The sequence below is a fragment of the Streptomyces sp. NPDC020597 genome, from assembly GCF_044335095.1.
GTDB lineage: Bacteria > Actinomycetota > Actinomycetes > Streptomycetales > Streptomycetaceae > Streptomyces.
Window position 1 is genome coordinate 242,159 of the sequence record NZ_JBIRUL010000011.1, and the last position, 13,870, is coordinate 256,028.

8 protein-coding genes are annotated in these 13,870 nt (G+C 72.1%); 6 read left to right on the forward strand and 2 right to left on the reverse strand.

The features are described 5' to 3' along the window. Positions 1-12: 12 nt before the first annotated feature. On the reverse strand, positions 13-2,415 hold the full coding sequence (locus tag ACH4ZA_RS21545) for an ATP/GTP-binding protein (RefSeq protein WP_398430996.1): 2,403 nt from the start codon (positions 2,413-2,415) through the stop codon (positions 13-15). Between the two features lie 238 nt (positions 2,416-2,653). On the opposite strand from ACH4ZA_RS21545, the gene gabT reads away from it, so the two are divergent. The 3 genes from gabT (at position 2,654) to ACH4ZA_RS21560 (ending at position 6,755) form a co-directional block, all read left to right on the forward strand. Next, on the forward strand, positions 2,654-3,988 hold the full coding sequence (gene gabT / locus ACH4ZA_RS21550) for a 4-aminobutyrate--2-oxoglutarate transaminase (RefSeq protein ID WP_398430981.1): 1,335 nt from the start codon (positions 2,654-2,656) through the stop codon (positions 3,986-3,988). A 450-nt stretch (positions 3,989-4,438) separates the two neighbouring features. Continuing rightward, entirely contained in the window at positions 4,439-5,269 is an 831-nt protein-coding gene (locus ACH4ZA_RS21555) for a phosphatase PAP2 family protein (protein ID WP_319280385.1), read from the forward strand. 40 nt (positions 5,270-5,309) lie between these two features. Further along, positions 5,310-6,755 carry an aldehyde dehydrogenase family protein gene (locus ACH4ZA_RS21560; protein WP_398430998.1) on the forward strand — a complete coding sequence of 482 codons (1,446 nt, stop codon included), beginning with the start codon at positions 5,310-5,312 and terminating at the stop codon, positions 6,753-6,755. 155 nt (positions 6,756-6,910) lie between these two features. Here ACH4ZA_RS21560 and ACH4ZA_RS21565 read toward each other — a convergent pair whose 3' ends face one another. Beyond that, entirely contained in the window at positions 6,911-9,811 is a 2,901-nt protein-coding gene (locus ACH4ZA_RS21565) for a glycoside hydrolase family 3 C-terminal domain-containing protein (RefSeq protein ID WP_319280389.1), read from the reverse strand. 328 nt (positions 9,812-10,139) lie between these two features. On the opposite strand from ACH4ZA_RS21565, the gene ACH4ZA_RS21570 reads away from it, so the two are divergent. Genes ACH4ZA_RS21570 through ACH4ZA_RS21580 form a run of 3 tightly spaced genes read left to right on the forward strand, consistent with a single transcriptional unit; the run spans position 10,140 to position 13,854 of the window. Continuing rightward, positions 10,140-11,831, forward strand: coding sequence for an extracellular solute-binding protein (locus ACH4ZA_RS21570; protein WP_319280392.1), 1,692 nt, complete (start codon positions 10,140-10,142; stop codon positions 11,829-11,831). A gap of 26 nt (positions 11,832-11,857) precedes the next feature. Then, complete coding sequence (locus tag ACH4ZA_RS21575) at positions 11,858-12,898, forward strand: ABC transporter permease subunit (RefSeq protein WP_319280394.1); 1,041 nt, start codon at positions 11,858-11,860, stop codon at positions 12,896-12,898. After that, positions 12,895-13,854 (forward strand): carbohydrate ABC transporter permease, encoded by a 960-nt coding sequence (locus ACH4ZA_RS21580; protein WP_319280396.1) that lies wholly within the window; start codon positions 12,895-12,897, stop codon positions 13,852-13,854. The genes ACH4ZA_RS21575 and ACH4ZA_RS21580 overlap by 4 nt, the downstream gene beginning before the upstream one ends. Positions 13,855-13,870: the final 16 nt, after the last annotated feature.

Here is a 13,870-nt window from a genome sequence, read left to right on the forward strand (position 1 = left end):
CGGGCCGCCGCTTCAGCCCCGCAGGTCGACCAACAGGGGCGGCGCGTGCTCGCCGTCCGTGCTCGTCAGCGACAGCACCGCGTGGCCCGGCGGGATCTCGTGCGCCAGCTGGGACGCCGACCACCGCTCCCGCTCCACCTGCCGCACGGTCACCGCGTCGGTGGTCACCGCCCTGCCGGTCACCAGCTTGCGCAGGGCGTGGATGGCGCGGGTCATCGGCTGGTCGGCGAAGACGGTGTGCTTGGCGACCTCCGTGGTCTCCACCCACTCGGTGCCCCAGGTCTGCGCGAACCGGTTGCCGTCCCAGGTGGTGATGCCCGAGAACGCCATCCGGCAGCCGACCGCGCCGTACAGCGGCCCGTGCAGCGCCTCGGGGACGTCGCCGACGCTGCGCAGGGCGAGCACCACGCCCGCGTTCTGCGAGCGCAGCCGCTGGAGCCGGCGCACCGACCCCTCGGTGACGGTCCCCGTGGCGTCGTCGAGGACGAGGCACGCGAAGTGGTCGTGCCGCTCGCGCACGACCGTCTGGAACTGGGCGAGGACCAGCCGGGTGATCAGCCGGCCCGCCTCCTCGTGTCCCCGGTCGGGCAGGTCGACGCGGACGCGCAGCGGATGGTGGGCGACGGCGCGCAGCGAGAACGCCCGGTGCGCGTCGCTCGCGCCGCCGAAGAACTCCGCGAACACCGGCCGGTTCAGCAGCGCCAGCCGGTCGGCGAGGGCACGGCCCGCGTCGCCCGGCGTCCCCGTCTGGCGGAGCCGGGCCTCCAGCTCACGGCGCATCACCTCGTCGCCGGCCACCGCCGCGCGCAGCGCGGACACCGCCCCCGGCTCGCCCTCCAGCAGTTCGAGCAGTTCGGGGAGGGAGGGGAAGCGCCCGTGGGCGGCCCGGTAGGGGCCGAGCAACTGGGCCAGCGCCGTCGTCGCGCTCTGGCCGCTCACCGCGTCGAGGTCGCCGGCCAGCGCCTCGGCGAGGATCCCGGCCGCCTCGTCCGGGTCGTCGGAGCCCGCGTACGGGTCCAGATCGTGCACGGACGACGGGTCGCCGATCCGGACGATCACGTCGAACGCCGCGTCCGGGCCGAGCGGTCCGCCGCCCGGCGACGACACGGCGACCACGGCGCACGTCCCGGTGAGCGCCTGCAGCGCGAGCGCCTCGGTCAGCGGTTCGAGCAGGGTCCGCGTCTTGCCGGACCCGGACGGACCGACGGCGAGCAGCGAGGTGCCCAGCACGTCCGGGCCGAGCGCGGCGCCCGCCTCCCGGTAGCCGGCGGGCGTGCGCTCGCCGTCCGCCCAGCGGCCGATGCGCACCTGCCCGGCGAGCAGGTCGTGGCGCGCGGCGCGCCGGGGCAGGTCGCGGGCGCCCGAGGGGTGGGTCCAGGCGGCGCCGCCCTGCCGCAGCACGGTCTCCCGGAAGTCCCCGAGTCCGGCGGTCCACGCCCGCCGCACGCGCACGCAGTCCACGTCGTTCATCCGGCCCGCGGCGACCTCGCCGGTCAGCAGGTCGGCCGCTTCGTACTGCCCGGCGTCCCGCAGCTCGGGCCACTGGGAACGGGGCCGCTCCGCCGCGGGCGCGGCCTGGCCCGGATCGGCCCGGCGGGCGGCGAGCAGCTGCTTCGCGTACGGCCACCAGCCGCCGAGCCGGGCGAACGGCCACGCCACCAGCAGCGTGATGGCGGCGTACAGGGCGTTCGTGAACAGGGGGGAGGCGAACAGCTCGTAACCGCCGGAGACGAGCACGATGAGCGAGAACAGCGGGTCGACGACCGGCAGCGCGTCCCAGCCGACGCCGAAGGCGCCGGGGAAGACGAAGCTCAGCGCGGCGAGCGCGCCGAGCAGGGCGATCAGGGCCCGCCCGGGCTGCGGCCGGCGGCCGACGAAGTGCCGCGCCGCGTGCGGCCAGCTGCCCAGCCGTCCCATGGCGTAGACGAGCACGGCGAAGAAGACGCCGTCGTAGACGACCCGGGCCTCGGCGCCGTCCATGTTCTTGGGGGAGGCGATCGTGCCGCCCCACCACCAGTCGTCCGGGGTGAACAGCCGCAGCAGGGTGAACTGGTAGGGCATGGCGCCCCGCCGCCACAGCGACCACAGGACCAGCGCGATCACCAGCGGCACCAGCATGCCGACGACGGTCACCGGCGCGAGCCGCTCCGGCGTCCGCGCCGTCCTCGGCGGCCGGTGACCGTGCCGCCAGACGCCCGGCCGGGTCGCGGGGCGCGCCTCGTCGAGCCAGTCGGCCACGGCGGACGCGGCCCGCGGGGAGTGCTCGGAGGCGGGCGGCACGCCCGGCGCACGGTCCGGCCGCGGAGGCGCGGCGGGCGTCCGCGGCGGTGTGGCGGGCGGCCGCGGAGGCCCCGCCGGGCGCGGCACAGGATTCGCCTGCGCACGCCGCGCGTCCTGCGTCCCGTCGCTGTCCATCGCCCCTGCCCCCTGACCAGCCGTTCCGTCTGCCATCAGCGAGTCAATCTAACGCGCCCGCAAGGGGAGTTCACCGCTTACGCGGCCGGGCCTGCGACGTTCCCCGCCCGTGTGCACTGTCCACGACGGACAAGCCGCCCCGCCGACACCGCCCACATGGAGCATGCCGACCCCTCGCTCCCCGTCCTAGCCTGCGAGAAAGGAACGGAAAGCGTCCGCAGAACCCCAGGAGCCCCTCATGACCGCCCTTCCGCAGGAGCGCCGCGTCGTCACCGCCATCCCCGGCCCCAAGTCGCAGGAACTCCAGGCCCGCCGGACCGCCGCGGTCGCGGCCGGGGTGGGCTCGGTGCTGCCCGTGTTCACCGCGCGCGCGGGCGGCGGCATCATCGAGGACGTCGACGGCAACCGCCTGATCGACTTCGGCTCCGGCATCGCGGTCACCTCCGTCGGCGCGTCCGCCGAGGCCGTGGTGCGCCGGGCCTCCGCCCAGCTCGCCGACTTCACCCACACCTGCTTCATGGTCACCCCCTACGAGGGCTACGTGGAGGTCGCCGAGGCGCTCGCCGAGCTGACCCCGGGCGACCACGCCAAGAAGTCCGCGCTGTTCAACTCCGGCGCCGAGGCCGTCGAGAACGCCGTCAAGATCGCGCGGGCGTACACCAAGCGCCAGGCCGTCGTCGTCTTCGACCACGGCTACCACGGCCGGACCAACCTCACCATGGCGCTGACGGCGAAGAACATGCCGTACAAGCACGGCTTCGGGCCGTTCGCGCCCGAGGTCTACCGGGTGCCGGTCGCCTACGGCTACCGCTGGCCGACGGGCGCCGAGAACGCCGGTCCCGAGGCCGCCGCCCAGGCCGTCGACCAGATCAGCAAGCAGGTCGGCGCGGAGAACGTCGCCGCGATCATCATCGAGCCGGTGCTGGGCGAGGGCGGCTTCATCGAGCCCGCCGCGGGCTTCCTGCCGGCCATCCGCAAGTTCGCGTCCGACAACGGCATCGTCTTCGTCGCCGACGAGATCCAGTCCGGCTTCTGCCGCACCGGCCAGTGGTTCGCCTGCGAGGACGAGGGGATCGTCCCTGACCTGATCACCACCGCCAAGGGCATCGCCGGCGGTCTGCCGTTGGCCGCCGTCACCGGCCGCGCCGAGATCATGGACGCGGCGCACCCGGGCGGCCTGGGCGGCACCTACGGCGGCAACCCGGTCGCCTGCGCGGGCGCGCTCGGCTCCATCGAGACGATGAAGGAGCTGGACCTCAACGCCCGGGCGAAGAACATCGAGGCGATCATGAAGGGCCGCCTCACCGCCATGGCCGAGAAGTTCGACATCATCGGCGACGTCCGCGGACGCGGCGCGATGATCGCCATCGAGCTGGTCAAGGACCGCACGACGAAGGAGCCGGACGCCGAGGCGACCGCCGCGCTCGCGAAGGCCTGCCACCAGGAGGGTCTGCTGGTGCTCACCTGCGGCACCTACGGCAACGTCCTGCGCTTCCTGCCCCCGCTGGTCATCGGCGAGGACCTGCTCGGCGAGGGTCTCGACATCATCGAGCAGGCGTTCGCGCGCATCTGAAGCGGTCGCCGCACAGGTGATCGCCCTTGCCCGCACAGCGTGTGAAGAAGGTGTGCGAGGAGGATGGCGGGACGGCAGACGGTCTGTCGTACCGCCCCGGCCCTGTCGTAGGTTCTACCCGGATGAGAGATACACCCCGTCCACGGGAGACCGTGGACGGATTCCAGGCCGGGGCCTCCCCAGCTTCGACCTGGTCGTGCCCTCGCGCACACAACCGGAGCTCCGGCTTCGGATCTCCACCGATCGGACGGTCGCCCGCCCCAAACCCCCCGGGGCGGCCGGCGTCTCCGGTCCGGACGGCCACCCCGGAACAATCCCCCCTGTTCCGGGGCGGCCGACCTCCTTCTTCAGGCGCCGACCACGCGGAAAGACCCCGGATGCGCTCCGGGGTCTTTTTTTCGGTCTTTCTCCGGCCCGCGGCCGCTCCGACAAGCTGACAAGCTGTGGCTCATGTCGTCCCGTCCGAGCCGCGCCCTCCTCGGCCCCCTCGCCGGCCCTCTTCCCGCCCTTCTGCTCGGCCTGCCCGCCGTCCTGTTCGCGCTGATCACCTGGCAGGTCGCCGTCGGCGGACCGCTGCTGCGCGCGGACGCGCGCCTCAGCCGTGCCCTCGTCCACCCCGACCGGGCCTCCGAGCTGCTGGCCGACCTCGGCGAGGTGCAGATCGCGGTGCCCGTGCTGGTGCTGGCCGCCGGGTACGCGGCCTGGCGGGGCAGCACGGCGGGTGCGGCGCGGTGGTGGGCGCCGCCGGCCGCGGCGCTCGGCCCGATGCTGCTGGTGCCGCTGATCGTCGTCCCCCTCAAGGAGTGGACCGACCGGCCCGGAACGCCCGCCGTGCCGCCCGCCACCGGTTACTTCCCCTCCGGGCACACGGCGACGGCGGCCGTCGCCTACGGCTCCGCGGTGCTGGTCCTGCTGCCGTGGCTGCGGACGGCGCTCGCGCGGCGGACGGCCGTGGCCACGAGCGTCCTCCTCGTCCTCGGCGTCTCCTTCGGACTGGTCCGACGCGGCTACCACTGGCCGCTGGACGTGGTGGCCAGCTGGTGTCTGTGCACGGTGCTGCTCGGGGCGCTGTGGCTCCTGTCGGCTCGGGAACGCGACCCGGCACGGGAACGCGGCTTGCCGCAGGAGCGCGACCCGGCGCGGGAACGCGGCCCGGCAGGGGAGCGCGGCCGATCACGCCAAACCGTCGCGTCCGAGCCGCCCACCCGTACGACTCGGACAAGCGCCCCCTCGGCCTCGCGCCCCTACCGTGGACCACGAAAACCACAGGACACCCCCTAAGCGGAAGGGCCGGGACTCGACCATGCCCCAGGAAACGAACGTGGGGGCCACCCACGCCTTCTGGCTCGCCGGACGCCAGGTCACCGGCGAGGACGCGTTCGACGTGGCCTCCCCGTGGGACGGCCGGCTCGTCGGCAGGGTCAGCGTGCCGACGGACGCACAGGTCGAGGAGGCCGTCGCCGCCGCCCACGCCGTGCGGGACGAGTTCGCCGGCACTCCGGCCCACGTGCGCGCCGCCGCCCTCGACCACGTCAGCAAGCGGCTCGCCGAGCGCACCGAGGAGATCGCCCGGCTGATCTCCGCCGAGAACGGCAAGCCGGTCAAGTGGGCGCGCGGCGAGGTCGGCCGCGCCGTGTCCGTCTTCCGCTTCGCGGCCGAGGAGGCCCGGCGGTTCAACGGCGGCGAGGCCCAGCGGCTCGACACCGACGCCGGCGGCCAGGGGCGGCTCGCGCTGACCCGGCGCTTCCCCAAGGGCGTGGTGCTGGGCATCGCGCCGTTCAACTTCCCGCTGAACCTGTGCGCGCACAAGGTCGCCCCGGCGATCGCGGCGGGCGCGCCGATCATCCTCAAGCCCGCCCCGGCGACCCCGCTGTCCGGTCTGGTCATCGGCGAGCTGCTCGCCGAGACCGAGCTGCCGGCCGGCTCCTGGTCGATCCTGCCGGTCTCCAACGACCGCATGCCGGCCCTCGTGCAGGACGAGCGGCTGCCCGTGATCTCCTTCACCGGCTCCGAGAAGGTCGGCTACGCGATCATGGACTCGGTGCCGCGCAAGCACTGCACCCTGGAGCTGGGCGGCAACGGCGCGGCCGTCGTCCTCGGCGACTACGCGAGCGACGCGGACCTCGACTGGGCCGCCACCCGCATCGCGACCTTCTCCAACTACCAGGGCGGTCAGTCCTGCATCTCGGTGCAGCGGGTCATCGCGGACGCCTCCGTGTACGACCGGCTGCTGCCGCGCATCGTCGCCGCCGTCGAGGCGCAGGTCACCGGTGACCCGTCGGACGCCGCGACCGACGTCGGCCCGCTGGTCAGCGAGGACGCGGCCCGGCGGGTCGAGACGTGGGTCGACGAGGCGGTGGCGGCCGGCGCGAAGCTCCTGACCGGCGGCGAGCGCGACGGCGCGACCTATGCGCCGACCGTCCTCGTCGACGTCCCGGCCGACACCGAGGTCGCGTGCGAGGAGATCTTCGGACCGGTCCTCACCGTGCAGCGCACCGAGGGCGAGGCCGAGGCCTTCGCCGCCGTCAACGCCTCCAAGTACGGCCTGCAGGCGGGCGTGTTCACGCACGACGTGCAGGCGGCCTTCCGTGCCCACCGCGCGCTCGAGGTCGGCGGCGTCGTCATCGGCGACGTGCCCTCCTACCGTGCGGACCAGATGCCGTACGGCGGCGTCAAGCAGTCCGGCGTGGGCCGCGAGGGCGTCCGGTTCGCGATGGAGGACTACACCTACGAGCGGGTGCTGGTGCTCACGGGGCTCGCGCTCTGAGCCGGCCGGCCCCCGAACGGTTCGGGGGCCTCTGGCTAATGGGAACCATTTTCATATAGTCTTCGGATCGGCGCTCACGCGCCGTCCTCGAAGGGGCCCGGCGCCGATGCCTTCCGGCGCCGGGCCCCTTCTCGGTGTCGGCCTCGTCCGGACCCTCAACCGGAGAAGCCGACATGCGCGAGCCGCAGCGGGCCGCGCAGTCCGAGGCGCAGGTCGTGCACGCCGTCCGCCGCGAAGGGCGCGTCCACGGTGACGTAGGAGTACGGGCCCGGCGTGGGCGTTTCGAGGGTCACCGTGGCCAGCACCGGACCGCCGTCCAGGGAGAGTTCCACCGAGCCCTCGCCGGACGCCGTCACCGTCACGGCCGTCACCCCCGGTGCGCCGCCGCCCGAGCCCGATCCCGCGCCCGTCTCCGTGCTCGCGCCGAAGTCGCAGGCGCGGTAGAGCAGTTCGCCCGTCCCGCCGCCGGCCGGCGTCACCGCGTCGCCGGACTCCTTCGCACGGTCGACGATCTCGGTCCCGCCCTGCTCGTCGAAGTCGGCCGCCCGGAGTCCGTCCGCGCGCACCGCGCGCGGCGCCGACGGCTCGCCGTCGAGGACGGCGGTGGTGCGCAGGCGGACGTCCTCGCTGGACGCGCCGACCAGGAACTCGTACGGGCCGGGCTCCAGTCGCCGTCGGCCCCGCGCCACGTCCCAGAACGCGAAGGCGGACAGCGGCGCCTCGAAGGCGACGTCCGCGCACGCGCCGGGCGCCAGGGTGATCCGGCGGCAGTCGAGCAGCTCCCGGCGAGGGCGGACGACCGACGGGTCCGCGGCGCGGGTGTACAGCTGGACGACCTCGTCGGCCGTCGTGTCGCCGGTGTTGGTCACCGTGCAGGCGACGTGCGCCCTGCCGTCCGTCACGCGTACCGAGAGACCGGCGTACGAGAACGACGCGTAGGACAGGCCGTGCCCGAACGGGAACAGCGCGGCGCCCTCGAAGTAGAGGTAGGTCTGCCGGGCGCCGATCACGTCGTAGTCCAGCAGGTCGGGCAGGTCCGCGTCGTCGGCGTACCAGGTCTGCGGCAGGCGGCCGGCGGGGGAGACGTCGCCGGCCAGGACGCGCGCCAGGGCGGCTCCCGCGGCCTGGCCGCCGTGTGCCGTCCACAGCGCCGCGGACAGCGGGTCCGGGTCGAACGCGTACGGGTACGCCGACACCAGCACCAGCACCGTGCGCGCGCCCGCCGCCCGGGCGGCCGCCAGCAGCCTCTCCTGGTGGGCCGGCAGGCGCAGCGTGGTGCGGTCCTCGGTCTCCCGGCCGTTGATGTGCGGGTCGTTGCCGGCCACCACCACGACCACGTCCGCCCCGGCAGTGACCCGGGTCACTGCGCTCTCGCCGGATTCGACGACGATGAGCTCGAAGACCTCGGGACTCCCCCCGGTCTCCGCGTCGGGCCCGGCAACCCGCACACCGTCGGCGGCGACACACACGTGACGACCCGTGCCCAGGTGCAGCAGGAGGTGACCGTTCCCGTGGGGTTCGAGGCGGAACGTCTCCTGCACGATCCATCCGCCCGGCTGGTCGGCGGAGGCGCGCAGCAGACCGTCCTCGGCGACCGAGAGGTAGCGCCCGTCGGGGGCGCGCAGCGTCAGCACGTCCCCGCCCCAGTCCACCAGCGCCAGCTCGGTGCCCTCGGCGTCCGCGGTCAGCGGCGGCAGGTCGGTGCGGCCGGCCAGCAGCGCAGGGTCGAGGGCGCCCTCGGCGCCGCGCACCTCGTCGCGGGCCTCGGGCGCGGCGGGGACCTTCAGGAAGGTCCCCGCAGAGGTCCTCAGCAGGACCCGGTCCACGCCCTCGGCGAACTCGACCCGTTCGGCGCCGAACCGCTCGTACAGCCCTTCCAGCGGGGTGCAGCGGTGGATCGGCGTGCCGCTGTACCAGTCCGTCTTGCTCTCGTCGGCGAGCAGTCCGACCACCGCGATCCGGGTGTCGGCGGCCAGCGGCAGCACGCCGTCGTTGCGCAGCAGCACGACCGCCTGCTCGGCCGCCTCGGCGGCGAGCGCGCGGTGCCGCGGGGTGTCGAACTCGCCGGTTTGGGCGTGCGGGTCGTCCTGCGGGTCGAACTCGCCGAGCCGGAAGCGGACCGAAAGCTGGCGGCGGACCGCCGCGTCGACGTCGGCCTCCGTCAGCAGGCCCTGCTCCAGGGCGCCCCGGAGCCGGGCGACGATCTTCGAGCCGTCGGCGCCGTGGTCGGTGAAGCTGTCCACGCCGGCGAGCAGCGAGGCCGCCGTCGCCTCCTCGTGGGTGTCGAAGTAGTGCTCGGAGTCGACCAGGTTGGACGGCGCGCCCGCATCCGAGCAGACCATCAGCTCCTCGTCGGTCCAGGTCCGCAGTTGCTCGCGCAGATACGGCGAGACGTGGTTGGGACGGCCGTTGACCAGGTTGTACGCGGGCATCACGCCCGCCACCGCGCCCGCCTCCACGGTGTCGCGGAAAGCGCGCAGATCGTACTCGTGCAGCACCCGGGGGCGGACCGAGGAGGAGGTGACGTCCCGGCCCGTCTCGTTGTTGTGCGCCAGCCAGTGCTTGAGGACGGGAGCCGTGCGCCAGTACGTCGGGTGGTCCCCGCGCAGGCCGTGCGTGTAGGCGGTGGCGATGGCCGAGGTCAGCTTCGGATCCTCCGAGTAGCCCTCCTCGTTACGGCCCCACAGCGGGTGGCGCAGCAGGTTGACGGTGGGGGCCCAGACGTTCAGGCCGACGCGCTCGTCGAGGGCGCGCATCGCCCGGACCTCCTTGGACACCGCCTCGCCGACCCGGCGCACCAGGTCGGTGTTCCAGGTCGCGCCCAACCCCACGGCCTGCGGGAACACCGTCGCCGGCCCCATCCACGCGACGCCGTGCAGCGCCTCCTGGCCGGTGCGGAACGCCTCGACGCCGAGCCGCTCGACGGCCGGGGCGAACTGGTGCAGGAAGGAGACCTTCTCGTCCAGGGTCAGCCGGGACAACAGGTCGTCGATGCGCTTCGCGAACGGCAGCTGCGGATCGCGGAAAGGCGGCGTGGGCGGCGTGTGTGCGGTCACGTGGGGTTCCCTTTGCGGTGGACCGAGCTGGCTCTTTCGAAGCGCTTCGATGCTCTTTGGACGCACCGGTGGGTGTCAAGGGGACCTCACGCTTATTTCAAGCGGGGCATACGAACAGGTCACCCCGGATGTCGCTGAGGAAACTTGGGGACGACCCTTGTGCACCCCCGGGTGTTCACTTAACCTCGCAGCAACATCGAAGCGCTTCGACTGGAAAGGTCCAGCACAGGGGGCCGCCGGAACCGCTTCGGCTCAGTCAGTTCCACTCGAGACACCGCAGCCGCCGGCCACCGCCGGGTGTCCTGGTGCGCCATGAAGGGTTGACGCAATGACGCCGAACGCCGCTTCCGCCTCCTCCGGGCCGAGTCGGAGAAGCTTCCTCGCCTCCACGGCGGTCGCCACCGCAGCCGTGGCCGGCGGGATGCCGCTGCTAGCCGGCTGCGGAGGGTCGGACGGCGGGTCGCGTGACGGGACGACGTCCGGAAAGGACGCCGAGAAGATCCTTCCCGCCTTCGTGGCCAGCAACGTGGTGACGCCGGACATCCCGGCCAAGAACGGCTCGGCGATGGGGTTCACCGGCAAGCTGGACCTGGCGACGCTGAAGGACTCGGTGCCCAAGAAGCTGGGCAAGGGCGGCAAGGTCACGATCATGTCGCCGTTCTGGGGCTCCCCGCCCAAGGGCACGAACGCCTACTACAAGGGGATGAACGACCTCATCGGCGTCGACGTCGTCTGGCAGAACCAGGACGGCAACACCTACGACCAGAAGCTCGGCGCGGTCCTCGCCTCCAGCGAGGTGCCGGACGTGGTGGTCGTCCCCGGCTGGAACATGGGCGGCAAGATACCCAGCGCCATCCTCAGCAAGTTCGCCGACCTCGGCCCCTACCTGTCCGGCGACAAGGTCAAGGAGTACCCGAACCTCGCGGCGATCCCGACGGACGCCTGGCGGCGCTCCATCTTCGGCGGCAAGCTGCGCGGCCTGCCGATGCCCGCACCGTACGTCCCCAGCATCGTGCCCCTCTACCGCAAGGACATCTTCGACAAGGAGGGCTACGAAATCCCGCGCTCGGCGGACGAGTTCATGGCCCTGGCCAAGGAGATCACCAACGCCAAGGCCAAGCGGTGGGCCTGCCTGGACATGAAGTGGACCGCCTGGCAGATGTTCGGAGTGCTCTCCGGCAGCGAGAAGCCGCTCGGCTGGAACCTCGTCGACGGCAAGCTCGTCAACCGCATCGAGACCGACGAGTACCTCGAGGCGCTGGAGTGGACCCGCAAGCTGTTCGCCGCCAAAGTGGTGCACCCCGACGGCGAACTGGGCAAGACGGCCCCCGACCCCGGCCCCAAGTTCGCGGCGGGCGAGTTCCTGATCTACTCCAACAACATCAGCCAGTGGTGGGGCCGCACCGCCGAACAGGCCACCCAGAACCCCCGGTTCAAGATCTGGGGGATGGACGTCTACGGACACGACGGCGGCGACCCCAGCCTCTGGGCCGAACAGCCGGCCGGCATCTTCGCCTTCGTCAACAAGAAGGCGTCCGAGTCGGTCGTCCGTGACGTCCTGGCCGTGGCCAACGTCACCGCCGCGCCGTACGGCACCAAGGAGTACATGATGACCAACTACGGCGTGGAGGGAACCCACTACACCGTCAAGGACGGCGTCCCGGTCAAGACCGACCAGGGCAACAACGAGGTGTCGAACGCGTACGTCATGGTCGCGAGCCCCGCCGCCACCATCGCGCACCCCGACTTCCCCGAGGTCGCCAAGGCGCAGGTCGAGTGGCAGCAGCGCGCGGGCGGCTTCACCAGGAAGTCCTCCTTCTACGGCATGCAGATCACCGAGCCGGCCCGTTACACCAACCTCTCCAACGACTTCGAGCAGCTGGAGGACGACATCACCCGCGGCCGCAAGAAGATCAGCGACATGCAGCAGGCCGTCTCCGACTGGAAGAGCAAGGGCGGCGACAAGCTGCGCGACTGGTACCAGAAGCTGCTCGACGACAACGGTCCGGCGGCGAGCTGACCGGCAGCGAGGCGAGGAGAACGGCCGTGTCCCACAGCACGGTGCCTCGACGCGGGGCCAAGACGACGACAGCCCGACCGCCGCAGATCCCGGCGCCGGCCGGCGGCGACACCGGTGCGCGCAAGGACGGACCCACCGGGAAGCAGAGCCTGCGGCTGCGGTTCCGCCGCGACCGGACCCTGCTCCTCATGACCCTGCCGGCACTGGTGCTGCTCCTGGTCTTCAACTACCTGCCGATCCTGGGCAACATCGTCGCGTTCCAGGACTACGACCCGTACATCAGCGACAACGGCATCGTCTCGATGCTGCACAGTCCCTGGGTGGGCCTGGAGAACTTCCAGCGCATCTTCGAGGACTCGGCGTTCTGGAACGCCGTGCAGAACACGCTCGTTCTGTTCTTCCTCCAGCTCGTGCTGTACTTCCCCATCCCCATCGTCCTCGCCCTGGTGATCAACAGCGTGGTCAGGCCGAGGGTGCGGGCGCTCTCGCAGGCGATCCTCTACCTGCCGCACTTCTTCTCCTGGGTGCTGGTCATCGCGGTGTTCCAGCAGCTGTTCGGCGGCGCCGGCATCCTGTCGCAGCTCCTGCGCCAGCACGGCTACGACGGCCTCGACATCATGACCGACCCGGACACCTTCAAGTTCCTCGTCACGGCGGAGAGCGTGTGGAAGGACGCGGGCTGGGGGATCATCGTCTTCCTCGCCGCGCTCTCCTCCGTCCCGACGGACCTGTACGAGGCCGCCGCGATGGACGGCGCCGGGCGCTGGCGCCGTGTCTGGCACGTGACGCTCCCCGCGCTGCGGCCGGTGATCGCGCTGCTCCTGGTGCTGCGGGTGGGAGACGCGCTGACGGTCGGCTTCGAACAGATCCTGCTGCAACGTGACGCGGTCGGACCAGGGGCCTCGGAGGTGCTCGACACCTTCGTCTGGTGGAACGGCGTACGCAACCAGGACTTCGGATACGCGGCCGCCGCAGGGCTGATCAAGGGCGTCGTCAGTCTCGGACTGGTCCTCGCCGCGAACAAGGCGGCCCATCTCATGGGCGAGCAGGGGGTGTACAAGAAATGAGCACGGTCCTCGACAAGACGGCGGCGGTCCTCGACAGGGCGACGGCGGAACGGCCCGGCCGGTGGGCGGCCCCGCCCCGTCCGGCCTGGGAGGAGGAGCCCGGCAAGGCGGGCCTCGCGGGCAAGGGAATCGTCCTCGCGCTCGCCTGCTTCGGCATCGTCTTCCCCATCTGGATCGTCGTCGTCACCAGCCTCTCCTCCCGCAGGACGATCGACGAGGCCGGCGGTCTGGTGATGATCCCCAAGGGCATCACCTTCGTCGCCTACCAGGAGCTGCTCAGCGGCGGACAGGTGACGAGGGCGGCGGTGATCAGCGTGCTGATCACCCTCGTCGGCACCCTCTTCTCGATGAGCGTCTCCGTGCTGTGCGCCTACGGGCTCTCCCGCTCGGGCTCGCTCGCCCACCGCTGGATCCTGATGATCCTGCTGGCGACGATGTTCTTCAGCGCCGGCCTGATCCCGACCTACCTGCTGGTGCAGTCGCTCGGCCTGACGGACACCTATCTCGCGCTGATCCTGCCGAGCGCGCTCAGCGTGTTCAACATCCTGGTCCTGCGGGGCTTCTTCACGGGAATCTCGCAGGAACTCATCGACAGCGCGCGGATCGACGGGGCCGGGGACTTCCGGATCCTGTGGCAGATCGTCATGCCTCTGTCGAGGGCCGTGCTGGCGGTGATCACGCTCTTCTACGCCGTCGGCTACTGGAGCGCCTGGTTCAACGCGTCGCTGTACCTCAACGACCAGGACATGATGCCGCTGCAGAACGTCATGATCCAGCTGGTCCAGAAGCAGGAGGCGCCGGTCGGCCTCGGCCAGGCCATCAAGACCGGTCAGCTGTCGGGTCTCGCCGTGCAGATGGCGGTCATGGTGATGGCGCTGCTGCCGGTCGCCGTGCTGTCCCCGTTCGTCCAGAAGCACTTCAAGAAGGGCATGCTCACCGGCGCGGTGAAGGGGTGACCCGCGCCTGATCGCC

What these genes read in the sequence shown, in the direction of transcription:
- ACH4ZA_RS21545 (WP_398430996.1), bottom strand. Translation starts at nt 2,415, where the DNA reads ATGGACAGCGACGGGACGCAGGACGCGCGGCGTGCGCAGGCGAATCCT.
- gabT (WP_398430981.1), top strand. Translation starts at nt 2,654, where the DNA reads ATGACCGCCCTTCCGCAGGAGCGCCGCGTCGTCACCGCCATCCCCGGC.
- ACH4ZA_RS21555 (WP_319280385.1), top strand. Translation starts at nt 4,439, where the DNA reads ATGTCGTCCCGTCCGAGCCGCGCCCTCCTCGGCCCCCTCGCCGGCCCT.
- ACH4ZA_RS21570 (WP_319280392.1), top strand. Translation starts at nt 10,140, where the DNA reads ATGACGCCGAACGCCGCTTCCGCCTCCTCCGGGCCGAGTCGGAGAAGC.
- ACH4ZA_RS21580 (WP_319280396.1), top strand. Translation starts at nt 12,895, where the DNA reads ATGAGCACGGTCCTCGACAAGACGGCGGCGGTCCTCGACAGGGCGACG.